This is a genomic window from Streptomyces sp. NPDC088747, from assembly GCF_044751025.1.
Taxonomy (GTDB): domain Bacteria; phylum Actinomycetota; class Actinomycetes; order Streptomycetales; family Streptomycetaceae; genus Streptomyces.
This window is the reverse complement of sequence record NZ_JBIVKZ010000003.1, coordinates 498,782-522,889: the sequence shown is the minus strand read 5'-3', so window position 1 is coordinate 522,889 and position 24,108 is coordinate 498,782. Positions and strand designations below refer to the sequence as shown.

The following is a 24,108-nucleotide window of genomic DNA, read 5'->3' as shown; positions in this document are numbered from 1 at the left end:
TCCGGGGGGTGCACGCACATGCGTGCGGAAGGTCCCCCGACCGGACGAATGGGGATTCGTCCGGATCTCATCTCAGGGGGAGTTTTGCGCAGACAAGTGAAAAGAGCGTGCCTCGCGACCGTCGCCACGGCGGCCGCGGTGGCGCTGGCGGCGGGAATGACCAGCCCGGCGTCGGCGGAGCACGCGAGCGGCGCGTCCGCGTCCGGCCAGGCGGCGAAGGCGAAGCAGGCGGCGGAGAAGGCCGAGCGGCACATCACGCTGATCACCGGGGACCGGGTCGCCGTCGACGCCAAGGGCCGGGTCGTCGGCGTCGAGCGCGCCGAGGGCCGCGAGAACATACCCGTCAAGATCCGCAAGGCCGCCGGCCACACCCTCGTGGTGCCGGCCGACGCGCAGCGGCTGATAGCCACCGGCAAGCTCGACCAGCGGCTCTTCGACATCACCGAGCTGAACACGGCGGCCGGCCGCAAGTCCCAGAAGCAGGGCCTGAAGGTCATCGTCGGCTACCGCGGCACGGCCGCGGCGGCCAAGGACGACGTCCGCGACGCGGGCACCCTCCGCAGGACCCTCAAGTCGCTCAACGCCGACGCGGTCGTGACGCCCAAGCAGGACGCGGCCGAGCTGTGGCACGCGGTCACCGAGGACGGCGCCACCGCCTCCGGCGTCGCGCACATCTGGCTGGACGGCGTGCGCACGGCCAGCCTCGACAAGTCCGTGCCGCAGATCGGCGCCCCCAAGGCGTGGGCGGCCGGTTACGACGGCACGGGCGTGAAGATCGCCGTCCTGGACACCGGGGTCGACGCGGCCCACCCGGACCTCAGCGGTCAGGTGGTCGAGTCCAAGAACTTCTCCACCGCGCCCGACGCCACCGACAAGTACGGCCACGGCACGCACGTCGCCTCCATCGCGGCGGGCACGGGCGCCAAATCGAACGGCAAGTTCAAGGGGGTCGCGCCCGGCGCGAAGATCCTCAACGGCAAGGTCCTGAACAACGAGGGCTCCGGCGACGACTCCGGCATCCTCGCGGGCATGGAGTGGGCGGCCGAGCAGGGCGCCGACATCATCAACCTCAGCCTGGGCGGCGCTGACACCCCCGAGATCGACCCGCTCGAGGCCGAGGTCAACAAGCTGTCCGAGGAGAAGGGCATCCTCTTCGCGATCGCCGCGGGCAACGAGGGCTCCGGCGAGCAGACCATCGGCTCCCCGGGCAGCGCGGCCGACGCGCTCACCGTCGGCGCGGTCGACGGCAGCGACAAGCTGGCCTCCTTCTCCAGCCGCGGCCCCGGCCTGGACGGCGCCGTCAAGCCGGACGTCACGGCTCCCGGCGTGGACATCACCGCGGCCTCCGCCGCCGGCAACGTCATCGCCGAGGAGGAGGGCGAGAGCCCGGCCGGCTACCTGACCATCTCCGGTACGTCGATGGCGACCCCGCATGTCGCGGGCGCGGCGGCGATCCTCAAGCAGCAGCACCCCGACTGGACGTTCGCGGAGCTCAAGAGCGTGCTGACCGGCTCCGCCAAGGGCGGCGCGTACACGCCGTTCCAGCAGGGCTCGGGCCGGATCCAGGTCGACAAGGCCATCGCGCAGACCGTGTTCGCCAAGACGTCCTCGGTGAGCTTCGGCGTCCAGCAGTGGCCGCACACCGACGACACCCCGGTGACCAAGCAGATCACCTACCGCAACCTCGGCGCGGCCGACGTCACCCTGAACCTCACGGCGACGGCCACCAACCCCTCCGGCCAGGCGGCTCCCGCGGGCTTCTTCACGCTGGGCGCGACCTCGGTCACCGTCCCGGCGGGCGGCGAGGCCTCCGTCGACCTGACGGTCGACTCGAAGCTGGGCGGCACCACGGACGGCGCGTACTCCTCGTACGTGACGGCGACCGGCGGCGGCCAGAGCGTGCGCACGGCGGCGGGTGTGCAGCGCGAGGTGGAGTCCTACGACGTCACCGTGAAGTACCTGACGCGCGCGGGTGAGCAGCCCATCCACCTGACCGACCTGTGGGCCTACTCGGGTGCGGCGAACGGGCGGGACTTCTACCGCGAGGGCACCGGCGCCACCGACACGTTCCGGGTGCCCAAGGGCTCCTACGTCCTGGACGCCCTGCTGGTGAAGGACCTCGTCGAGGCCGAGGGCGGCGTGGACTGGCTGGTCCAGCCCAAGCTGAGCGTCACCAAGGACACCACGGTGACGATCGACCAGCGCACCGCCAAGGGCGCCGACATCACCGTGCCCGACGCGGCGGCGAAGCAGATTCTGGGTTCCGTCTCCTACATGTACGACCCCGCGGGCGTCGGCGTCGGTCTCACCATGGGCTCCTTCAAGGACCTGCGGGTGGCGCACGTCGGCCCGGCGATCACCTCGGGTCTCAGCCAGAGCTGGTCGGGCACCTGGACGAAGGGCGCCGCCACCGAGTACGACATCCTCACCGGCGGCAAGGTCACCACGCTCCAGGGCGCCAAGGTCAAGCACTACAAGGCGAGTGAACTCGCCACGGTGAAGGCGAACCTGGGCGCCTCGGCGACGGGGAAGACGGGTGCGATCTCCGCCTACGGCGAGCTGGCGAACGACTTCTCCCTCGGTGCCGAGGTCGCGCAGAAGCTGCCCGGCACCCGGACGATCCACCTGTCCACCGGTGACCAGGCGAAGTGGGGCCTTGTCTTCGTCCAGTACGGGCCCACCTCCCCGGAGGGCTTCCCGACCGCCGAGATCGTCTACACCCTGGACGACTCGCGGACCTTCGCGGCGGGCAAGACGTACACGGAGACGTTCAACACCGGCGTCTTCGGCCCGAAGCTCAGCAGCCTGTACGGGGTCTACCGCAGCGACGACTACCTGTACGGCTACCTGCCGCTGTTCGCCGACCGCTCCGGGCACGGCGGGGACTCGCTCTACACCTCGGTGAAGACGATCCTGTACCGCAACGGCACCAAGATCGCCGAGGCGGCCGATCCGCTGAGCGGCGGCGGCCAGTTCAAGGTGCCGGCGGCGGACGCCGAGTACAAGCTCTCCACGTCCATCACGCGCTCCTCGAAGGTGGCCGCGGCCTCCACGAAGATCAACGCGAGCTGGACGTTCCGTTCCAAGAAGGTCGCCGACGCGAAGCTGCCGATCTCCACGGCGCGCTTCGGCTCCACGGTCTCCCTGGACACCCGGGTCACCGCGGGCAGGACGGCGACCGTCCCGGTCACCGTCCAGGGCGCGGCGGCGGGCTCCAACCTCAAGTCCCTCGCGGTGTACGTGAGTTACGACGGCGGCACGAAGTGGACCAAGGTGACCGTCAAGAACGGCAAGTTCACCATCAAGAACCCGGCCAAGGGCAAGAGCGTCTCCTTCAGCGCCAGGATCGCCGACAAGAAGGGCAACAAGTCGACGGTCTCGGTCTTCAACGCGTACTACGGCAAGTGAGCCTGTACGTGAGGTGAGCCCGTACGTGAGGTGAGCCTGTACGTGAGGTGAGCCTGTACGTGAGGTGAGCCCGTACGCGAGGTGAGCCTGTACGCGGGGTGAGCCGACAGCGAACGGCCCGTCGGAGGGAAGCCTCCGGCGGGCCGTTCGTGTTTGTGTGGGGCCATGACTGTTCAGACCGTCGAGTACATCCGGTACCGCATCCCCGAGGAGCAGTCGCCGCAGTTCCTCGCCGCCTACACCCGTGCCGCCGTCCAGCTGGCGGCGGCGCCTCAGTGCGTCAGTTACGAACTCGCGCGCAGCGAGGAGGACTTCGAGAACTTCATTCTGCGCATCATCTGGACATCGACCGAGAACCACCTCGAAGGCTTCCGCGAGTCGGAGCTGTTCGAGGACTTCCTCGCAGAGATCCGCCCCTACGTCCCCAGCATCCAGGAGATGCGCCACTACAAGCCGACGGCGGTACGGGGGCAGGGCGCGGCCGTTCCCACGCTGTACGCCTGGGCGGGCGGCGCCGAGGCCTTCGCCCGCCTCACCGAGGTCTTCTACGAGAAGGTCCTCAAGGACGACGTCCTGGCACCGGTGTTCGCCGGCCTGGCCTCCGAACACGCCGAGCACGTCGCGCTCTGGCTCGGCGAGGTCTTCGGCGGCCCGGCCGCCTACTCCGAGACGCAGGGCGGCCACGGGCACATGGTCGCCAAGCACCTAGGCAAGGGCATCACCGAGGTCCAGCGCCGCCGCTGGGTCAACCTCCTCCAGGACGCCGCCGACGAGGCGGACCTCCCCACCGACGCCGAGTTCCGCTCGGCCTTCGTCGCCTACGCGGAATGGGGCACACGCCTGGCCGTGCAATTCTCCGGCCCCGACGCGGTGCCCCCGGCGGAACAGCCGGTCCCACGCTGGACGTGGGGGGCGGCGCCGCCGTATCAGGGGTGACTTCAGTTCGTCCGGCAATTGAGGACGACGCCGTTCGGGCCGATGGCCGGGCGTCAGGGACGGCACCTCCCCGGCGCTGGACGCGAGGGCGGGGGCTCAAGGAGTCCTGCGGCGGTGACGCAGCGCCCAAATGGGTCCGCGTCCCGCTTTCGGCCAGGTCGAGTGCGTTCCGCAGAGGGCGACCGCGCCTGGGGTCCGCCTGCGGCCGTGGGGGTCGTCCACCTGAAGGCGAAGGCTCCTGCTGCTAGCCGGCCTTCCAGCCGCCCTGCCTCGAACCCTTCCTGCGCGATGCTCAAGTCCGGCGAGCTGACCGCCTGAAGAGTCCGGGCCGGCGGATGAACTCGTACTGCTGGGAGCGTGGGTCGTAACTGAAGCCGGAGAACGGCCAAGTGAGGCGCAACCAACTGTCGACGGTGTCGTACAGCGGTGCGTCCAGGTGGGCGTGGTCCTCGCGTACCCAGGAGCGGACGACCGCGTGGCCCGGACGGTTCGATGGGTAGATGTACACGCAGCCGATGACATCGTCCTCCTCGTCCATCGCGGAATACGTAAATCCGGTCCGGTCGTGGAAATCCGCGGTGTGCTGGACGAGATCGTTCATGTTCTCGTCGATCGTCATGGAGATCGGCCAGCTGTACTTCTCGAAACCGGGGGTGCGCCGGATGTGTTCCATGCTCGTGGTCCAGGCACGGTAATCACGTTCGTTGTGCTCGGGACGAAGCGGGACCAGGCGGAACTTTCCGTCGTCGTATCCCTCGGGCACCTCGAAGTTCGCGGGCACGAATGGGTCGCTCACCAATGCATCTCTCCCACCTCTCCTGGAGGTCACGTCCGCTGACTGGTCCATCCGAAGGCACCCCATCTTGGAAGATCTGAATCCTGGAAGATCCGACGGAACCTCAAATCACCGGTCGGGTCCTGCGGTGACCGCTGCGGATCTCGGTGTTGGGTTATCTGCGTCAGCATACCAACGGGGGCCGTTGTCGCCTCCCTGCTCCACCGGGTCACATCGGCTTCGCGTGGGACCAATCACGGTTGAACTGACGGAGCGTCGAGTGCAGGTAGAGCGGTTCGATGGTTACGCCTCCCTGGGCGTCCGGGCGCTCGATGGACATATAAGCCCAGACCCCGTCTGGAGAGATGTTGTCCTGGTGGCGCTCCCAAAGGATCGGCTCCTGGCGTTTGATCAACGGCAGGTCGAGGTCCAGGATGCAGACCGAGCTGACCAGTTCCTGGTCGAGGGAACGAAATTGCAGCAGGTCCTGGGAGAGTTCTCCGGGAACGCCGCTGCGGATCACCAACTTCCGGAACGACTGGACGGCGGGGATCCATGTCTCGCGATCGCCGTAGAGCAGGTACTGGTACGGGCGGAGAAGGCGCAGGTTGTCGGAGACCACTTCGAAGAACGCGCCCGGCTCGCCGTCCTGGGTGTCCGACTGGAACTTCCTGGTCATGATGCGCATCTGAGTGATGCACGCTTCCAGGCCGATCGCTTCGGAGTCGGTCACGAAGCCCACCGGTCCCCAGCCCTCGGTCTCCTCGGCCAGGGCACGGGCGACGTCATCAATCTTTGCCTCAAGGCGGCGGCTGATCCGGGTGAACATGTCCAGGTGTCGCCCGCTGAGGTCACTCGATTCGACGATGGCGCGCCGGATCTGGGCCCGCAGGCCGACCGGGTCCTGGGGGGCCTCCAGGCGCGGCCGTTCCCCGAACACCAGGTAGTCCAGGCTGACGTTGAAGAAGCTGGCGATGCCGAGGAGGGTTTCGAAACTGGGTTTGATACGCCCGTGCAAGTAGTGCGAGATGGTCGCCTCGTTGACGCCGAGGGCACGGGCCAGCTTTTTCCTGTTCCCGGCTAGTGCCGGGCTGTCCAGCAGACTGCGCAGGGATGCCTGGAACACAACAGGACGTGGCTCTGACGTCATGGTCACTACCTCAACGCAGGACGATTCCCGCCGTCGGCGGAACCTGGCTCTATCCACGCTATAGGTCGTCGTCTCCTCAGTACAGAAGGGAGTTGATGAATCGTGATATTCGCCCTTACCGTGAAATCAGAAGGGCCGGGGAGGCAGTCATGATCCGTTTGAGGGGCCGTTTACTGCGATCACGACGGATGCGCCGTCGGCTGGCAGTATCCGCTGTCGCACTGGTAATGGCGCTTCCTCTGTTGGTGCGACCGGAGTTGTGGCAGTACCTCACAGCTGCACTTCTCGTACATGATCTCATTCTGCGACTGCGCGGTGGCGAGGATGAGGATCCGGAAATTCCGGACCCGATGCCAGGGCTATGTCCTGGGGAAGAAGAGCAAAATGAAAACACGAGGCAGGCTTCCGAATCTGACTCAGTACGAGCGTCTGGGTATCGATTGTGAGTTCAATCTGGCCGACGGTCATGCCCATCAGTTCCAGGACCGGGTGCAGCAGTTGATCATCCAGCAGCTTCCATTGCTCTTCTCAGAGAGTGAGAGGCACTCGCAGTGGGATCTCGAACAGGAATTCCAGCGGCGTTTCTATGGGCTGGCCGGCCAGTCGACCGCGATCGACCGACCGCACACGCTGCTGTGTCAGTCGGCGTCCATGTCCATCGACCTTGTCGCGGCCTTCCTCAGTGCCCGGGGGACCCCGGTCGGCCTGCTGCAGCCCTGCTTCGACAACCTGTCGGGGATCCTGCGGCGGCGCGGGGCAGCACTGCGCCCGGTCGCGGAGCGCGAACTCACCGGCCCAGGACTGGAGCGGTTGCTCGGACCTTCTGGACCGGGTGCGCTCTTCCTGACGTTGCCCAACAACCCCACGGGATTCGCACTGAGCGAGCCGGAGTTCGTCCACCTCGTCCAGCGGTGCGCTGCGACCCGTACCCTTGTTGTCGTCGACTGGACTTTCCGCTTCTACGGCGACTATGAGCGGTGGGACCAGTACGCGATTCTTGAGCGGTCCGGCGTCTCCTATCTATGTGTTGAGGACACCGGAAAGACCTGGCCGACCCTGGAAATGAAGTGCAGCATCCTGGCCACGAGCAGGGACTTGCACGAGTCCCTGTACGAGCTGCACAACGACATGTTGCTCAACGTGAGTCCGTTCGTGCTCCATCTGATGAGCCGATACCTGGAGGACTCAGGGCGCCGCGGCCTGGAGGCGACAGTACGGCGGCTGGTCAGGAGGAACCGTGCCGTTCTGCGGCGGACTCTTGCAGGAACGGTGCTGGCCCCGGCCCAGCCCGCCCCGACCATCAGCGTGGAGTGGACACACATCATCTCACCGACGCTGACCGCCCTCGATGTGGTGAGGCTCCTCGGCGAGGCGGGGGTCGGGATTCTGCCCGGCGATCACTTCTACTGGGACGACCCGGCGATCGGCTCCAGGTATGTGCGATTCGCACTCGCTCGCGATCCGGCTGTGTTCGCGGCTGCTTGTGCCCGGATGCGCGCCGTGCTGATCGCCGACTCGCTACCGCAGCGGACCGGTGCGGCATGAAGATTGTCCACCTGGACGAGCCGACGTATCTGCCCGAGGTATGGAGGCTGCGATTCGCCGAGCTGGGCGACTTCGAGGTTTTCGACGACCGACCCGATCCCCGTACCGCCGCCGCCCGGCTCAGTTGTGCCGACGCCGCCGTCGTGGAGTGGACGAAGCTGGACGCCGACTTGCTGGCCAAGGTGAGCCGACTGCGGTACATCACCCTGGTGACCAGCAGCTTCGACATGATCGACCTGTCGGCCGCGCAGGCTCGCGGGATCACCGTGGCGCACTGCCCCGACTACTCGTGCCAGGCGGTGGCCGAGCACACGTTCGCTCTGTTGCTCGCGGTCAGCCGTCGGCTGGTGGCGGCCGATATCGCGGTACGTCAGGGGGCGAGCCACCTCTACCGGCCCTTTCTCGGCCGGCAACTCAGAGGCGTAACGCTGGGACTGTTGGGCACCGGACGGATTGCCACAGCCGTCGCCCGGATCGCCGGCGGCTTCGGCATGCGCGTGATCGGCACCAACCGAACCGGCACCGCCGTTCCCGGCATTACCCCGGTTCCCCTCAAGGACCTGCTGCGCTGTAGCGACGTCCTGTCGTTGCATCTGCCGCTCACGCCTGCTACCAGACACATTCTCAGCGCTGACCGGCTGGCCGCGCTTCGGCCCACGGCGGTGCTTGTCAACACCTGCCGGGGCTCCCTCGTCGACCAGGCGGCTCTTGTCGGCATGCTCGCGGACGGCCGACTGGCGGGCGCCGCACTGGACGACCTCACTGAGGACGACGTCGATCGGTTGCGCAGCCTCGACAATGTCGTGCTGAGCCCGGGTATCGCCTGGTACACCGACGTCGCTCGCATGGCCAATCTCGCCGAGATCCACCACAACCTGCACTCATACCTCGCCGGGCGGCCTGCCAACGTACTTGTCGCGCCCGTCGGTTGACAGGATCACGCGCCAACCAATTCGTCGACATTCGGCACGGGCATTCCGGGAGGGGTGCCGCCGGAGGACCCGCGGCAGCGGTTGCTAAACAGCCCCTGCCCGCGTTGCGTCGCGGCCCCAGCTGCCCAGTAGGCGGAGCGCCTCGGCCGAGGGGGAGCCCGGCTCGGCGTGGTAGGTGATCAGCATCTGGTCGCTGTCGCCGGTCAGTTGGAAGGACTCGAACTGGAGGGCGAGGTCGCCCACCAGCGGATGCCGCAGCCGCTTCACGCCGTACGTCTTCTCCTTCACGTCGTGCGTGGCCCACAGCCGCCGGAACTCCTCGCTCTTCACGGAGAGTTCGCCGACCAGGGCGGACAGCCGGGGATCGTCCGGGTAGCAGCCCGCCTCCATGCGGAGCATGCAGACGATGTCGATCGCCTTCTGCTCCCACTCCACGAACAGCTCCTGGTACTCGGGCTTGAGGAACACCATCCGCGCCCAGTTCCGGTCCTGCGGCGGCACCTCCGACCAGTCGCCGAACACGGCCGCGGCCATCTGGTTCCACACCAGGACGTCGGTCCGCCGCCCGGTGATGTACGCCGGCACCCCGTCCAGCGTGTCGATCAGCTGCCGCAGCGCACCGCGCACCTGCTGCGGCCTGGCCCCCTGCTTCTTCTTGTGCTGCTTCGGCTTGGCCAGGTGGGTGAGATGCGCGTGCTCGGCGTCCGAGAGCCGCAGCGCGCGCGAGATCGCGCCGAGCACCTCCGCCGACACGTTCTGTCCGTTGCCCTGCTCAAGGCGCGTGTAGTACGCCACCGACACCCCGGCCAGCTGCGCCAGCTCCTCGCGGCGCAGCCCCGGCACCCGGCGGTGCCGGCCGAAGTCCGGCATCCCCACGTCCTCGGGCTTCAGCCGGGCCCGGCGCGTACGCAGGAACTCGCTGAGCTCGGCACGCCGGTCCAGCGGAGGCCCCGCCGCACCGGCGGGCTGCTGAGAAGGCTCTGGTTCCATGCCTCCAGTATTCACCGTATCCACGGTCGTACGCCGCTGAGCCTGACCCGGTCAGTAGTAGGACCAGCGAACGTACGCAAAGCCGTGACCTGGGTGAATGCCGGGCGGCCCGGCACGCTGGACGTCGTACCCGGTCGAAAGGTCAGAAGGCAGCCGGGTACACGACCACTCCTTAGGAGAACCCCGGCATGACCACTGTTGCTGCGTACGCCGCTCCCGCCTCCAAGGCGCCCCTGGAGCGCACCACGATCGAACGGCGCGAGGTCGGTGAGTTCGACGTCCTGATCGACATCAAGTTCGCCGGTATCTGTCACTCGGACATCCACCAGGCCCGCGAGGGCTGGGGCGAGGCCATCTTCCCGATGGTCCCGGGTCACGAGATCGCCGGAATCATCACCGAGGTCGGCTCCGGTGTCACCAGGTTCAAGGTCGGCGACCGGGCGGGCGTCGGCTGCATGGTCGACTCCTGCCGCGAGTGCGACAACTGCAAGGCGGGCCTGGAGCAGTACTGCGTCAAGGGCAACATCCCGACGTACAACGGCATCGGCGTGGACGGCACGCCCACCTACGGCGGCTACTCCACGCACGTCGTCGTCGACGAGAACTACACCGTCCGCATCCCCGACGGCCTCGCCCTCGACGTGGCCGCCCCGCTGCTCTGCGCCGGCATCACCACGTACTCCCCGCTGAAGCACTGGAACGCCGGTCCCGGCAAGAAGGTCGCCGTCCTCGGCATGGGCGGCCTCGGCCACATGGGCGTCAAGATCGCGCACGCGCTCGGCGCCGAGGTGACCGTCCTGTCCCAGTCGCTCCGCAAGAAGGACGACGGCCTGAAGCTGGGCGCCGACCACTACTACGCGACCAGCGACCCGAAGACCTTCGAGGAACTGGCGGGCAGCTTCGACATCATCCTGTCGACCGTCTCGGCCCCGCTGGACTTCGGCGCGTTCCTCGCCCTGCTGAAGACGGACGGCGCCCTGGTGAACGTCGGCGCCCCCGAGGAGCCCGTCTCCCTCAACCTGTTCTCCCTGCTCAGCGGCCGCAAGACCCTCGCGGGCTCCGGCATCGGCGGCATCCAGGAGACCCAGGAGATGCTCGACTTCTGCGCCGAGCACGGCCTGGGCGCCGAGATCGAACTGATCGCGGCCTCCGAGATCAACGACGCCTACGAGCGGGTCCTCGCGAGCGACGTCCGCTACCGGTTCGTGATCGACACCGCCACGATCTAGTTCTCGGACATGCGAAATGAAGGGCGCCGACCGGTCCGTACGGGACCGGTCGGCGCCCTTTGCGCGATCTACCGCTCGGACTGCCGGCGGACCGCCGCCAGCAGACGCCGTACGCCGATGGCATGCCCTCCCGTTCCGACGGCGAGCCGCCGGTACAGGCGGCCCGCCAGGCCGGGGAAGGCGGCCCTGGTCTGGGCGCTCAGCCGGGTGCGGCCGGGGCCCGCGTGGTCGAGACGGAAGACCAGCGCGTAGACCGAGTAACGGTGGCGCCCTTCGAGGACCAGCTCGCGCCCCGGCACCGCGCTGACCACCCGGAACCCGGGGAAGGTCGCCCCGTCGCCGACGGGCCGCGGCCCGGACGCCGTACGGTCGGCGCATCCGACCAGCCGCGCGTACCCGGCCGCGCGGGGCCGCGAGAAGGAACGGTCCAGCGTCTCGCCCAGACCCCGCCAGACGTCCTCGGCCTCCGCCGCGACCACCGTGACGTGCTCATCGACGTACGGCAGCGAAGCGTTCCCCACGGTGCCTCCCGAGACGGATACCGGCGTGACAGCCCGACCGAGTCTCCATGGTCGAGCGGAACGGAGATTGAACGCCCAATTGCCGCGCCCTAGGATCCGGGGTGGTCCAGGGGACCGGTGGACGGGGGCCTCGGGCGGTGATCCGGAGGGGGGCCGGGCCGTACCTGGTGTGGCGGAGCGGACCCTGACAGGGAGTGATTGCCCATGACGACGACCGACGTGCCCGGTGCGGAGTTGACCGCGGCGGAGGCCGCGGCCCTGGCGGCGGTTGACGAGCAGGCGATAGCGCGAACCCTCCTTGAGCTGATGGCCATCCCGAGCGTGACGGGGAGCCCGGCCGAGTCCGAGGCGCAGCACCATCTCGCGGGACGGCTGGAGCGGTTGGGGCTGGACGTCGACCTGTGGTCCATGGACCTGCCCGCCCTGCTGGCGCATCCCGGATTCCCCGGCTCGGAGGTGCCGCGGGAGGAGGCGTGGGGGCTCGCGGCGGTCACCGAGGACGGCGGGGACGGGCCGACGCTGATCCTCCAGGGGCACGTGGACGTCGTACCGCCCGGTGACCCGGAGGCATGGGACGGCGACCCGTTCGTGCCGAGGGTGGTCGGGGACACCGTCCACGGCCGGGGCGCGTGCGACATGAAGGCCGGTCTGGTGGCCCACCTCGCCGCGCTGGCCGCGATCCGGGCGAGCGGGGTGCGGCTGCGCGGCCGGATCGCGGTGCACTTCGTGGTGGGCGAGGAGGACGGCGGACTCGGTGCGTTCGGCACACTCCAGCGGGGTCACGGGGGCGACGCCTGCATCATCACCGAGCCGACCGCGGGCACGCTGGTGACGGCGAACGCGGGCGCGCTGACCTTCCGTATCGCCGTTCCCGGGCTGGCCGCGCACGCCAGTTCCCGCGACGCCGGGGTCAGCGCCATCGACGCGTACCTGCCCGTCCACCACGCGCTGGCCCGCCTGGAGGCCGAGCGGAACACCGACCCCGACCCCCTCATGGCCGAGTACGCCATTCCCTACGCGCTGTCCGTAGGCACGGTCCGCTCCGGCGACTGGGTCAGCAGCGTGCCCGATCTCCTGGTCGCCGAGGGCCGGTTGGGCGTACGCCTCGACGAGGAGCCCGCGGACGCCCGCGCCGCCCTGGAGACCAGGGTCGCCGAAGCCTGCGCCGCCGATCCGTGGCTGCGTGACCATCCGGCGACGGTCACCTGGTCCGGGGGCCAGTTCGCCGCCGGACGCCTGCCGGCCGGAGACCCACTCCGCGACGTCGTACGAAACGCCGCGCAGGCCGTCACCGGCGGCACCCCCGCCCCACGCGAACGCGGCGCCCCCTACGGCAGCGACCTGCGCCTCTACACCGGCGCCGGCATCCCCACCCTCCAGTACGGCCCCGGCGACATCCGCGTCGCCCACAGCACCCGGGAACACGTCACCCTCTCCGAGATCACGCACGTCACACGGACGTTGGTGCTGAGCGCGCTTCGGGTGGTGGGGACGGGGTGAGCGGGCTGACGTAACGCTCCTACGGGCCGTAGGAGTTGGGCCCCGGGGGGCTGGTGAGGACGGACCCGTGACGGGACACGCGGATCCAGCGGGGGCGGGTGACTACGGCGACGGCATCAGGCCGGACATCACGGCGAGCGGCAGCGACGGATTGGCGGCCGCCGCTTCCGCCACCTGCCAATCGGTATCGGTGAGCAACTCCGTGATGACCGGCGCCGGGAGCGCCGGATGACCGGCCGCGATGGATCTCGCCTGCCAGTCCGCCAGGCAGGCGAACAGTGCGGTCGCCGTGGCGTTGCGATGACGGGCGACCTCGCGGAACACCTTCCGCACAGAGGGCTCGTGCCGGGTCAGATCCGTCAGCAGTTCCGGGCTCGCCTGCGGGTTGGTGGCCACCTTGGCGAGGACCCGGACTCCGTGCCGGTCGACCATGGCGCGCAGTTGCGCTTCGGAGAGGCCAGGGTGCGGAGCGACGGACTTGACGACCTTGGCGTCGGGGTCCGTGGCCAACTCGTCGCGGATCACCGTCGGCAGATCGCGCCGCAGGGCAACGAGCATCCGTGCGGCTGGAATCGGGGACCGCGCCAGCTCGCGAACCTCGTCGGCCGACGCAACGGCGATCCGGGGTAGCGGAGTTGGGCCGATCCTGGTGGTGCGGGCCAGGTCGGTGAGCACGTCGAGCGGTATCCGCGGGTTGTCGGCCAGAGCGCGCCGCACGAAGGGCTCGCGGTCGTCGGCCAGTGCGCGGATCAGGTCGTCGGCGATGGCGGGGTTCGCGGCGATGTCCGCCCGGATACCGGGAGTCGCGTCCGCGGCGAGCCGCCCGTAGACCTCCGACGGCAGATCGGGGCGAGTGGTGAGCGCCCAGCGCAGGAGCGTCGAAGGATGGCCGGCGAAGCCGATGACGGCTTCGGTGGGTGTGGCCGTGTTCCCCAGCGCGGCCCGCAACATGTCGTGCACGGTGGACTCGTGGGAGCCGTCGCAGGACGCGCCCGGCGGCAGATCGCAGTCGGGGCGCGGGCAGTGCGGATCGTGCGCGTACGGTGTCTCCTCGCGGTCGCAGACCAGGCACCAGCGCGCCGGAGGCAACCCTTCGCCGCTGATCAGCGCGGCGAGTACGGCCGGGGGCGTGGCCTCGTTGGCCGCCACCGCTCGGCGGACCTCGGCGTGCGGATGCGCCGCCAGGGCCGCGGCCGTCTCCGGCGTCGTCCGCGACGCGAGTCCCGCGACGACCCGTGCGTCCGAGTCCGCCGCGAGCGCTGCCACCACGTCGACCGGAAGTCCGGCGCAGGCGGCCAGCCTCTCTCGACGTTCGACGACCGGATCGGCCGCCAGCAGGCGCGCCCATTCCGGATCGCCGGCGCCCTCGTCGAGCAGCGCGAGAGCGGCGTCCGGCTGAGCCGTGGGATCGATGTCGGCGGCGGTCAGCTTGCCCTCGTACACCAGCCGCACAGCGCTCTCCTCCACACGCGACGCCAACGCGACCGCCTGCGCTCGGCTGAGGTCCGCGCGACCGGCGAGCTCCACGGCGATGTCGGCGTCCGCCGTCGCGACCAGCCGGTCGACCAGCTCGGGCGGCAGGGCGGTGTTGGCGGCGAGCCCGCAGAGGACAGGATTCACGTGGGCATCCTGCCTGGACGGCGGCTCGGGGGCGAGAGGATTTCGCCGTGGGGGAGTGGTGGGGTGGAGGAGTGGTGGGGTGGGGGAGCGGTGGAGTGGGGGATCGGTGGGTGGCTCCGGGGAATCGACCCGGGCCCGTCCGGACCTGCCCGGTGCTCGTCGAGCCCTTCGGTACGGAGGGCCGGGCCACTGGTACGGAGAGCGGGGCCACGGGTACGGAGCGCCAGGCCACCGGTACGGAGGGCCAACCCATGTGCACCGAGGGCCAGTCCACCGGCACCGAAGGCCCGAGCGTCGGCTCCTGCGGCCGGTCGTCGCGGACGACGAGCGGCCCGTCTCCGACACGGCCCTCGTGCGACCTTTCCGGTCCCCGGGACCCGTCCCTAGACTCGGTCCATGGACAGTTCGGACCGTAGGACAGACCGCGCCGACCGGCTGATCGCGGCACCACCGGCGATCGTCTACGGCGCTCTCCTCGACCGGGAATCCCTGGAGGCCTGGCTGCCGCCGGACGGCATGCGGGGGCGGGTCGAGCGGTGGGATCCGCGGCCCGGCGGCGGGTTCAGGATGGTGCTCACCTACCTCGATGCCGGTGACAGTCCTGGCAAGACGTCGGACGCGACGGACGTCGTGGACGTCGAGTTCGCCGACCTGGTGCCGCCGATGCGCGTGGTGCAGCGGGCGGTGTTCGAGGCCGACGACCCTTCCTTCGCGGGCACCATGACGATGACCTGGCACCTCGCCCCCGTCGGCGACGACACGGAGGTGACCGTCACCGCCACGGACGTGCCGCCCGGCATCGACCAGGCGGCCCACGAGGCCGGGATCGCCTCCTCACTGGCCAACCTGGCGTCGCACGTGGAGGTGGCCGCCGGCTGAGCTCGCGTCGGCCGCGAGCCGCTTCTTGTCAGGGCTGACCGGGATACGGCGCGGCTGCCGGGGTGGTGGTTGGTGGCGCGGTCCGTTGTCGGACGGAGGACCGCCGGGTCATGGACGCAGGTGGGCCAGCAGATCGTCCGAGGCGGCGTAGGGGCGTTCCTGGGGCAGCAGCCGGGCGGCGGAGTCGAGGTCGCCGCCGCTGACCAGCGCGTGGATCTCGTGGGCGAGCGGCGTCACATCGCGGACGGTGACCGTCCAGTCGTCCGCGTAACGCCGTACCGCCTCCCCCGAGAGACCGAGTTGCAACGACCGGTACGGCAGGGGGTTCAGGCGCAAGTCCCGTTCCGGATCCCACTGGACACGAGCGGGCGCCCGCCTCAACTCACGTTGCCAGGCGGCGAGATCGGGATGCGCCCCCCGCACAAAACTCGACAGACACGCGTGCCGCAACGCCCACTCGAACCCGTCACGCGTGATCTCCACCGCCAGCACCGTCTCCTGGCCTTCCTTCCTCCCCCAGCCGCAGCGGTACATCATCCACAGAAAGCTGGGCTTGATCCACGTCATCCGGTCCCGCTTCCACGGGCTGACGAACCGGCCCTCGCGGGCCGCGGGCAGGCCGATTTCGGGGGAGTACGCCTGGTAGACGGTGATCGTGGATTCCGTGTGGAGCGCGCGGATCCCGCGGTGCGGTTGTTCCATGGCGTACAGCCTGGGCCGGACCGGTCCGGACAGCTACCGGTTTTCCACCGTCACCGGACGGGTATTCCGGCTTGTGGGTTCACTTCAGCAGCCACTTCAATGGGCCCGTGGACATGGCATCGAGGGACCATGGCAGGACTGTCGCCGGACGTGTCTCGCTCGACGCCGTCATCGCGCAACTCGGCCGTGAGAGGCCGGTATTCCACTCCGAGGCCGACCTTCAGCACAGTTTCGCCCGGACGATGTGGGAGCTGGCGCGGGAAGTCCACTCCAGGCTTGAGGTACCGCAACGGCTCCTTGGCAGGGCCGAGTACCTGGACCTGCTGTGCATCGGTCCCTCGGCCCGTACCGCGATCGAGTTCAAGTACTTCACCCGGAAATGGACGGGCACGGCGGGCACTCCGGCCGAGGACTACGCCCTGAAGGGGCATGCCGCCACGGACCTCGCTCGCCTGCACTTCGTACGGGACATAGCCCGACTGGAACGCTTCTGCCACCGGGCCGACCAGAACGGTCTTGCCGTCATGCTGACCAATGACGCGTCCCTGTGGATTCCGCCTGGCAACGGCCGTGCGCAGACCCGGGATCGGGACTTCCGGATCCACGAGGGCCGCGAACTCGCCGGTACCCTCCTGTGGGCCGAGGGCGCCTACCGGCCGAACACCTGCGTGCTGCGAGGTGCGTACTCCCTCGGCTGGCAGCCGTACTCCGAACTGGGCGGAACAGGCGGTGAGTTCCGCTACCTCGCCGTGTCCGTCGGACCGGCGCCGGGCGGGGCTGACGACATGCGTGAGCGTGCCCAGCGGCGCCTCCGCACTGAAGTGCTGCGCGGCGCACCGGGGATGGCTACCGTCGCGACATGACGTCCGTCGACGAGTGGAACCGGGAGTTCCGTCATCGTGTCCGGGCAGCAGGGTCAGGTGGGCCAGGCAGGTCAGCGGGATCAGCGCCATGAGCTGGGTGAGTTCCTGCGCAGTCGCAGGGAGCGGCTCAGGCCGGACGAGGTCGGGCTGCCCACGACCGGTCGCCGTCGCACCCCGGGGCTGCGCCGGGAGGAACTCGCGTTGCTCGCCGGTATCAGCGCCACCTGGTACACGTACCTGGAACAGGGGCGGCAGATCCGGGCCTCGGAACAGGTACTGACCGCCCTCGCCCGCGCACTGCGGCTGGAGCGGCACGAGCACGACCACCTCCTCCAATTCGCCGGCCACCTGCGGGCGGACGACGTCGAGGAGCGCGAGTCGCTCACGGCCGACGTGGCAGCCGTCCCCATGCTGCTGGGGCCGAACCCGGCGTACATCATCGGCGGCAACTACGACGTGCTCAGTCACAACCCGGCGGCCGACCAACTGTTTTCCGGGCTCGTCACCGAGGAGGAGAGGCCCGCCAACTTCGTCCGCTGGACGTTCCTCGAACCAGCCGCCCGGCACGTCGTGGTCGACTGGGAACGCGAGGCCCGTGGCCTGCTCGCCCGCCTTCGGGTGCTGGCCGCGCGCCATCCCCGCGACCCGAGGTACAGCCGGCTGGTCGACGAGTTGCAGGACGGCAGCCCGGAAGCGCGTGACTGGTGGTCCCAGTACGACGTACAGGCCCGGCACAGCGGGCGGAAACGGCTGAGGCGTCCGGGACGTGGCCCGGTCGAGTACGCGTACACCGCCTTCCACCTCGCCGAACAGCCGGAACAGACACTGGTGGTCTACCTCGAAAGCACCGATCCGGCATCATCGGCCGACGCGGGGCGACACCGAACCGTGTGAGCGTCCGCCCGCGCAGGCACCGGTAGCCTCTGCCCGCTGTTTCCCGCCTTCTTTCCTGATCTTCACGTGCCCGAGCCGTGGGAGTCTTGGCGGTTGTCTGGGATGGGTCGTGCGCGCGGCCGCACCACACTGCCCCGCCCGGCCGGCATCGCGCTCCAGCCGTGAGGAAGCCATGGACCACAACGCCCTCGACGAAGCCCCGCACCGCGCGGCCCCCGGCAGATCCGCCCGGGGTACCGCGCGCGTCCGTGCGGGCCTGGGCGTCGCCGCCGTACTCGCCGTCGCCGTTCCCTCCCTGATGCCGACCGCCGCGCAGGCCGACCCCGCGAGCCGCGCGGCGACCACCCAGTGGTCGACCGAGACCCTCGCGCCCGGCGTACAGGTCCGCACCGGAACCATCCGGCACACCGGCGTCACCCACACCTGGACGATCACCGTCCAGTCCCCGGCCATCAGCCGGCTGACCGGCGCCGCCACCTGGTCCGAGGTCGGCACCCGCACCTGGGCCGACACCACGGCGCGGAATCTGCGCGCCGCGGACTTCCAGCCGCGCGTCGAGAACGTCCGCTGGCCCGACTACTCCGACACCCCGCACGGGACGATGGGCCTGCGGGTACGGATCGGCTCCTACTCCACCCAGGCGGAGGCCCAGTCCGCGGCGGCGGCGATCACCGCGGCCGGATTCCGCACCTCGGTCGCCTGGACCGGCTACGACATCCAGCAGCCGGCCGACCGCGAGAACGTGCACGTCGCCGTGATCGACCCGCGCGTCTTCAGGGGCAGCGTCGAGGGCACCCACGACGGCGATGTCGCGCAGCGGCGGACCACGTCGTCGGTCGCCGCCCGGCTGCGGTCGCTGGTCGCCGTCAACGGGGGCTTCTTCGTGACCTCGAACGCCGATGGCGTCCAGGGCACCATGTCCGGCCTCGGCGCCTACGACGGTGAGTTGGGGTCGATGGCGGTCGGCTCGCGGGCCGCGCTGATCCTCGGTGACGGCGGCCGGCACATCCGGGTGGCCGATCTGACGACCACCGTCACCGCCCGCGCCGGCCACTCCTCGTACCGGATCCAGGGCATCAACCGCGTGCCGGGACTGGTGCGCGACTGCGGCCGTCCGGGCGCCTCGCCCAGTGACCTGCCCTGGCAGGACGTCACCTGCCGGCTGACCGACGACCTGGTCCGGTTCACTCCGGAGTTCGGCGCCGACCTGCCCACCGGGCCCGGGGTCCAGGCGGTGCTGGACGCGTCGGGCCGGGTGGTCTCCGTAGGGGCGCGCGGCGGGCGGGTACCGGTGGGCGGAAGCGTCCTCCAGGGCATCGGCGGCGCCGCCGACTGGCTGACCGCGAACGCCGAGGCCGGCAGCCGTGTCCGCGTCGGCGAGGTCGTCCGCGACACCAGCGGGCGGCGCGTCGAACTCGACGGCGACGACTCCGTCGTGAGCGCCGCCCCCACCCTGGTGAGGAACGGCCGCGTCGACATCGACGCGGCCGCCGAGGGCGTGGTCGACCCGCAGGACCTGTCCTTCGGATACGCCTGGGCCAACACCCGCCAGCCGCGCACCATGGCGGGCGTCGACCGGAAGGGCCGGCTGATCCTGGCCACGGTCGACGGGCGGCGGACCGGCGGCAGCGAGGGCTTCACTCTCCAGGAGGCGGCCGAGTTCATGCGCTCGCTCGGCGCCGTACAGGCCCTGAACCTCGACGGCGGCGGTTCCGCCGCGATGGCCGTCCGCGGCACCCTCGTCAACAACCCCTCCGACGCGACCGGCGAACGCGCGGTCGGGGACACGGTGCAGGTGCTTCCGGCGGACGCGGGCTGACAGCGGGGTACGGCCCACGGCCCTCTCCGTACCGCGCCCGGCACGGCTGGGTGCGGTACGGGCCGCTCCGGCAAGACGGTCATATCCGACCTCCGGCCGGTCGGAACAGGTCAGGACCGCGCACATGATGCTGACTAACCGCTTTCCGGGGAACGGGCGTCGGCGCGGATCTTAAGGTGACGGGAAGCGGTACGCCCAGGCCCCCGGCTCCTCCGCGCAATGCAGTCCCGCGCCTGTGCAAGCTGGAGTTGGTCCGTCATGAACGTCTGTGACCCGCTATCGCTGCTGAAATACAGTGTCGTGCGTGTGAAGGGCGAGATTGATCTCTACACCGCGGGGGAGTTCGCCGCCCTGATGAACCCGCCCTCCCCGGGCCCGGCGTCGTTCAAGCTGGTCGTGGACCTCCGAGCCGTGTCGTTCATGGACTCCAGCGGGGTCCGCGAACTGTGCCTGGCCCGGACCAGGTGTCTGGGCCAAGGCGGTTGGACACGCCTGGTCTGCCGCCGGCGAAGCGTTCACGTCCTGCTGCGGGCGATGCGCCTCGACGGCGAGTTCCCCCCTTACGCCACCATCGCGGACGCCCGCGTCGGCCGTGCCCGGCGGATCGGTCCCGAGCCACTCGCGGGCGGGTCCGGCGCACCCTCGGCCCTACGCCCCTCCGGTAGCCGTTGATGCCGGTCCGGCCGGAGCGCCCTGTGACGGGAACTGGCACCGAAAGCGTCCGGAATTCACCCTCCGGGCCGAGGTCGGGCGTCCTACGGTGGAAGACGAAAGCCGTCGCGATCGGAAAATCGACCACGTCGTACACCTGGCCCCCTGCCCCTGGGTCGTGTCATGGCCGACCGAGAACGGGCTGGAGCCGTGTCGCCGACGAAGCGGCTCCCGCCGATGTCCTCCCAGTGCTGCGCCGGGGTGCATCCCGCGTGCCCCAGGCGCCCGGTGAGGACACCCAGCGCGGGGGCACCGTTCAGTGATTCGGGGGGAACTGCGCGGTGTTCTCGCGTCCGGTGGCCGGCTTCCGCACCGGCATCACGGGAAACCGGGCGGAGCCGGACACCGGGGAGCCGTGCTCGACGCGGGCGCCTCGACGGGACTCGACGCGGGCGCCTCGACGGGGGCTGCCCGGTGTCTCGTACCGCCTGGTCTCGTACCGGCTGCGGTGGATCCGTACGGGGCCCGGTGTGCCGTACCGGCCACGGCGGAACCGTAGCGAGTGAGGACGCACCCGTCGCCGCGACAGCCGGGAACGCGACGGCGGCCGGGAAGGCGACTGCCGCGAACGCGACAGCCCGAAAGAGGCCCTACGGCGAGTTCCGTGCCCGGGGTCGCCGTCCGTGCACCCTGTGTAGGGTCTGCGGGGTGGCCGCCCAGCTCGGGTGGTGCCCTCAGCGCGAGCCTGAAAGCGGTGACATGACGGGCACGAGCGCGATCATGGCCCGTATTCTGCGCGATCTTCCGGCCGGTGGCGGACCCGATCTCCTCGGCGGTGACCCGGCGCTGTGCGCACGCGTGCTCGGCGTGGACGGGATCGCGGTGTCGCTGGGGACGGACGGAGCCCTGACCGAGTTGGTGTGGTCAACCGCGGGCCGCAGCGCCGAACTCGAGGACGCGCAGTGCACCCTCGGCGAGGGGCCGGGGTTCGACGCCTACCGCCATCGCACCCTGGTCGCGGCGACGGATCTGGAGCACGTCGACCCGCGGCGGTGGCCTGCCTTCCTGCCCGAGGCCGGGCGGCTCGGCGTGCGGGCGCTCTTCTGCTTCCCGCTGCACCTGGGAGCCGTCTCGCTCGGAGTCCTCACCGCGCAGCGCTCCGTCCCGGCCCCGCTGAACGCCGTCCAGACGGACGACGCACTCGTCCTGGCCGCGGCCGTCACCGCGGCGCTGATCAGGGACAGCGGGAAGCGGCAGTCCTTCGCCCAGGCGGAATCCCACACCACGCTCCACCGCGCCGCCGTTCACCAGGCCGCGGGCATCATCAGCGTCCAGGCCAGTGTCTCCCTCGTCGAAGCCATGGCCATTCTGCGCGCCCACGCCTACCGCGCCGAGGCACCTCTGCTCAGCACCGCCGAAGACGTCGTGGCGCGACGACTGCACTTCCGGGACAATCGAGACGGGACGGCAACACCGTCCGGGAACAAGGACTGAAGACGATGACAAGTCAGCAACGCGTGCTGGACATCCTGGTGGAGGCCGTGGACACGCTCACCGACGACTTCGACCTGATCGAGTTCCTGCACCGTCTCTCCATCCGCTGCGTCGAGCTCCTGGACATCGACGCGGTCGGCGTGATGATCGCCGACCAGCACGCCGAGCTCCAGCTCATCGCCGCCTCCGACGAGAACACCCGTCTCCTGGAACTCTTCGCCCTCCAGCACGCCCAGGGCCCCTGCGTCCGTTGTTGCCGAACCGGTCAGATCCAGTTGGACATCGATCTCACCTCGGCGCCCGCCACCCTCGGATTCGGCCCCTTCGCCGCCCGGGCCCGGGACGCGGGCTTCACCGTCACCCACGCGCTGCCGATGAAGCTGCGCCACCAGGTCGTCGGCGCCCTCAACCTCTTCCAGTCCCGGCCCGGCCGCCTCAGCGCCTCCGACATCCAGATCGGACAGGCACTCGCCGACGTCGCGACCATCGCCATCCTCCAACAGCGCACCATCGAACAGGCCCATGTCGAGAAGGCCCAACTCCAGGCCGCCCTGACCAGCCGTGTCACCATCGAACAGGCCAAGGGCATCCTCTCCGAACGCCACGGCCTCAGCCTCGACGAGACCTTCGACGCGATGCGGGTGTACGCCCGCCCGCGCCATCTGCGCCTGACGGAGCTCGCCCAGCAGGTCATCGACAACGACTTCGACGGCGAGTTCGGACCCATCGACGGCCCTTAGCGGGCATCCACCGCTCCGCTCCCCGCCCAGGGCCGGTCGGGAGGGGACGGAATCGCCAGGAACCCTCGTGCGTTGAGGGGAGTGGGCAGGGGATGCCGGTGGTGTGCGAGCCGGGCAGACCGAGTGAGCGAGCTGACAGAGTTTGGAGGGCCGTAATGGCTGCGCAGACGCAGAGGGCCGTGCTGGCGGGCGGATGCTTCTGGGGGATGCAGGACCTGATCCGCCGGCAACCGGGAGTGACGGAGACCCGGGTCGGTTACACCGGGGGTGACGTGCCCAACGCGACGTACCGTAATCACGGCACGCACGCGGAGGCCATCGAGATCCTCTTCGACCCCGCGGAGACCGACTACCGCGCGATCCTGGAGTTCTTCTTCCAGATCCACGACCCGAGCACCAAGAACCGGCAGGGCAACGACATCGGCCTCAGCTACCGCTCGGCGATCTACTACGTGGACGACGAACAGAAGCGCATCGCCGAGGACACGATCGCCGACGTGGACGCCTCCGGACTGTGGCCGGACAAGGTCGTCACCGAGGTCGAACCGGTCGGCCCCTTCTGGCAGGCCGAGCCCGAGCACCAGGACTACCTGGAGCGTTACCCCGACGGCTACACCTGCCACTTCCCGCGCCCGGGCTGGCGCCTGCCCGTCCGCACGGAGAGCTGACCGAGCGAGCACGGGCCCGGCGGAGCCGGAGGCCCACCAGCACCCGTACGCAACGCCTTGCCGCGACCGCCCTCAACAGGGCGGTCGCCGCGTTTCAGCCCTGCGTTTCAGCCGCCGGCCGGAGCGACACCGATCGGACACGAAACCCCGGTCCCGCCGATCCCGCAGTACCCCGCCGGGTTCTTGTCCAGGTACTGCTGGTGGTATCCCTCGGCCGGATAGAAGATGCGGCCCTCCGCCGGGAGGAGTTCCGTGGTGATCGTGCCGTGGCCCGATGCCGTGAGGACCTTCTGGTAGGCCTCGCGGGAGGCGGCGGCGGTGGCTGCCTGGGCGGGTGTGTGGGGGTGGATCGCGGAGCGGTACTGAGTGCCCGAGTCGTTGCCCTGGCGGAAGCCCTGGGTCGGGTCGTGGGACTCCCAGAAGACCTGGAGGAGGCGCTCGTACGAGATGAGGGAGGGGTCGTAGACCACGCGGACCGCCTCCGTGTGGCCGGTCAGGCCCGAGCAGACCTCCTCGTACGTGGGGTACTCGGTGTAGCCGCCCTGGTAGCCCACCACGGTCGTGTGGACGCCTGCCGGGAGCTGCCAGAACTTGCGCTCGGCGCCCCAGAAACAGCCCATGCCGAAGTCGGCGATCTCCAGGCCCTCCGGGTAGGGGCCGAGGAGCGGGGTGCCGAGGACGGTGTGCCGGTCGGGGACGGTGTAGAACGGCTCGGAGCGGCCCCTCAGAGCCTGCTCGGGGGTGGGCAGGACGGGCGTGCGGCCGAAAAACATGACGCGAACTCCTTCGTTT

The 24,108-nt window shown here is 69.8% G+C and carries 21 protein-coding genes; 14 read left to right on the top strand and 7 right to left on the bottom strand.

The annotated features are described in order from the left end of the window. Positions 1-96: 96 nt before the first annotated feature. Both ACIP79_RS10695 and ACIP79_RS10690 read left to right on the top strand, forming a co-directional pair. Complete coding sequence (locus ACIP79_RS10695; protein WP_401221864.1) at positions 97-3,408, top strand: S8 family peptidase; 3,312 nt, start codon at positions 97-99, stop codon at positions 3,406-3,408. A 165-nt stretch (positions 3,409-3,573) separates the two neighbouring features. Continuing rightward, the gene (locus ACIP79_RS10690; RefSeq protein WP_401221862.1) at positions 3,574-4,344 is read left to right on the top strand and encodes a group II truncated hemoglobin; all 771 of its coding nucleotides are present in this window, start codon (positions 3,574-3,576) and stop codon (positions 4,342-4,344) included. Positions 4,345-4,636: 292 nt separating this feature from the next. Here ACIP79_RS10690 and ACIP79_RS10685 read toward each other — a convergent pair whose 3' ends face one another. Both ACIP79_RS10685 and ACIP79_RS10680 read right to left on the bottom strand, forming a co-directional pair. After that, positions 4,637-5,140: an N-acetyltransferase gene (locus ACIP79_RS10685; protein ID WP_401221860.1), complete on the bottom strand. Its 504-nt coding sequence runs from the start codon at positions 5,138-5,140 to the stop codon at positions 4,637-4,639. Between the two features lie 208 nt (positions 5,141-5,348). Continuing rightward, entirely contained in the window at positions 5,349-6,269 is a 921-nt protein-coding gene (locus ACIP79_RS10680) for a helix-turn-helix domain-containing protein (RefSeq protein ID WP_401221859.1), read from the bottom strand. A gap of 384 nt (positions 6,270-6,653) precedes the next feature. Here ACIP79_RS10680 and ACIP79_RS10675 point away from each other — a divergent pair, with 384 nt between their 5' ends. Both ACIP79_RS10675 and ACIP79_RS10670 read left to right on the top strand, forming a co-directional pair. Further along, on the top strand, positions 6,654-7,814 hold the full coding sequence (locus ACIP79_RS10675) for an aminotransferase class I/II-fold pyridoxal phosphate-dependent enzyme (RefSeq protein ID WP_401221857.1): 1,161 nt from the start codon (positions 6,654-6,656) through the stop codon (positions 7,812-7,814). Then, positions 7,811-8,746 carry a 2-hydroxyacid dehydrogenase gene (locus ACIP79_RS10670; protein WP_401221855.1) on the top strand — a complete coding sequence of 312 codons (936 nt, stop codon included), beginning with the start codon at positions 7,811-7,813 and terminating at the stop codon, positions 8,744-8,746. Before ACIP79_RS10675 ends, ACIP79_RS10670 begins: the two co-directional genes overlap by 4 nt. An 84-nt stretch (positions 8,747-8,830) precedes the next feature. On the opposite strand, the gene ACIP79_RS10665 is transcribed toward ACIP79_RS10670, so the two are convergent. Then, complete coding sequence (locus tag ACIP79_RS10665) at positions 8,831-9,736, bottom strand: helix-turn-helix transcriptional regulator (RefSeq protein WP_401221853.1); 906 nt, start codon at positions 9,734-9,736, stop codon at positions 8,831-8,833. Between the two features lie 188 nt (positions 9,737-9,924). On the opposite strand from ACIP79_RS10665, the gene ACIP79_RS10660 reads away from it, so the two are divergent. Further along, positions 9,925-10,965: an NAD(P)-dependent alcohol dehydrogenase gene (locus ACIP79_RS10660; RefSeq protein ID WP_383682549.1), complete on the top strand. Its 1,041-nt coding sequence runs from the start codon at positions 9,925-9,927 to the stop codon at positions 10,963-10,965. Between the two features lie 68 nt (positions 10,966-11,033). Here ACIP79_RS10660 and ACIP79_RS10655 read toward each other — a convergent pair whose 3' ends face one another. After that, positions 11,034-11,486: a hypothetical protein gene (locus tag ACIP79_RS10655; RefSeq protein ID WP_401221851.1), complete on the bottom strand. Its 453-nt coding sequence runs from the start codon at positions 11,484-11,486 to the stop codon at positions 11,034-11,036. Between the two features lie 204 nt (positions 11,487-11,690). On the opposite strand from ACIP79_RS10655, the gene ACIP79_RS10650 reads away from it, so the two are divergent. Next, positions 11,691-12,986, top strand: coding sequence for an ArgE/DapE family deacylase (locus ACIP79_RS10650; protein ID WP_401221850.1), 1,296 nt, complete (start codon positions 11,691-11,693; stop codon positions 12,984-12,986). Positions 12,987-13,088: 102 nt separating this feature from the next. Here the strand turns inward: ACIP79_RS10650 and ACIP79_RS10645 are convergent, their stop codons facing one another. Continuing rightward, on the bottom strand, positions 13,089-14,606 hold the full coding sequence (locus tag ACIP79_RS10645) for a hypothetical protein (RefSeq protein ID WP_401221849.1): 1,518 nt from the start codon (positions 14,604-14,606) through the stop codon (positions 13,089-13,091). Positions 14,607-15,002: 396 nt separating this feature from the next. On the opposite strand from ACIP79_RS10645, the gene ACIP79_RS10640 reads away from it, so the two are divergent. Continuing rightward, positions 15,003-15,485, top strand: a complete 483-nt coding sequence (locus ACIP79_RS10640) for an SRPBCC family protein (RefSeq protein ID WP_387187460.1) — start codon at positions 15,003-15,005, stop codon at positions 15,483-15,485. A gap of 108 nt (positions 15,486-15,593) precedes the next feature. Here the strand turns inward: ACIP79_RS10640 and ACIP79_RS10635 are convergent, their stop codons facing one another. Then, positions 15,594-16,187 carry a DUF4291 domain-containing protein gene (locus ACIP79_RS10635; RefSeq protein WP_401221847.1) on the bottom strand — a complete coding sequence of 198 codons (594 nt, stop codon included), beginning with the start codon at positions 16,185-16,187 and terminating at the stop codon, positions 15,594-15,596. 113 nt (positions 16,188-16,300) lie between these two features. On the opposite strand from ACIP79_RS10635, the gene ACIP79_RS10630 reads away from it, so the two are divergent. The 7 genes from ACIP79_RS10630 to msrA (ACIP79_RS10600) all read left to right on the top strand — a co-directional run bounded on the left by ACIP79_RS10630 (position 16,301) and on the right by msrA (ACIP79_RS10600) (position 23,316). Next, the gene (locus tag ACIP79_RS10630; RefSeq protein WP_401222116.1) at positions 16,301-17,050 is read left to right on the top strand and encodes a hypothetical protein; all 750 of its coding nucleotides are present in this window, start codon (positions 16,301-16,303) and stop codon (positions 17,048-17,050) included. 36 nt (positions 17,051-17,086) lie between these two features. Then, positions 17,087-17,944, top strand: coding sequence for a helix-turn-helix transcriptional regulator (locus ACIP79_RS10625; protein ID WP_401221845.1), 858 nt, complete (start codon positions 17,087-17,089; stop codon positions 17,942-17,944). Positions 17,945-18,116: 172 nt separating this feature from the next. Beyond that, positions 18,117-19,763, top strand: a complete 1,647-nt coding sequence (locus tag ACIP79_RS10620) for a phosphodiester glycosidase family protein (RefSeq protein WP_401221843.1) — start codon at positions 18,117-18,119, stop codon at positions 19,761-19,763. A gap of 306 nt (positions 19,764-20,069) precedes the next feature. Then, on the top strand, positions 20,070-20,435 hold the full coding sequence (locus ACIP79_RS10615) for an STAS domain-containing protein (protein WP_401221842.1): 366 nt from the start codon (positions 20,070-20,072) through the stop codon (positions 20,433-20,435). 738 nt (positions 20,436-21,173) lie between these two features. After that, positions 21,174-21,908, top strand: a complete 735-nt coding sequence (locus ACIP79_RS10610; RefSeq protein ID WP_401221840.1) for an ANTAR domain-containing protein — start codon at positions 21,174-21,176, stop codon at positions 21,906-21,908. A 5-nt stretch (positions 21,909-21,913) separates the two neighbouring features. Next, positions 21,914-22,648: an ANTAR domain-containing protein gene (locus ACIP79_RS10605; protein WP_401221839.1), complete on the top strand. Its 735-nt coding sequence runs from the start codon at positions 21,914-21,916 to the stop codon at positions 22,646-22,648. A gap of 155 nt (positions 22,649-22,803) precedes the next feature. Beyond that, entirely contained in the window at positions 22,804-23,316 is a 513-nt protein-coding gene (gene msrA, locus ACIP79_RS10600) for a peptide-methionine (S)-S-oxide reductase MsrA (protein WP_383682567.1), read from the top strand. Positions 23,317-23,423: 107 nt separating this feature from the next. On the opposite strand, the gene msrA (ACIP79_RS10595) is transcribed toward msrA (ACIP79_RS10600), so the two are convergent. After that, the gene (msrA, locus tag ACIP79_RS10595) at positions 23,424-24,089 is read right to left on the bottom strand and encodes a peptide-methionine (S)-S-oxide reductase MsrA (protein WP_401221837.1); all 666 of its coding nucleotides are present in this window, start codon (positions 24,087-24,089) and stop codon (positions 23,424-23,426) included. Positions 24,090-24,108: the final 19 nt, after the last annotated feature.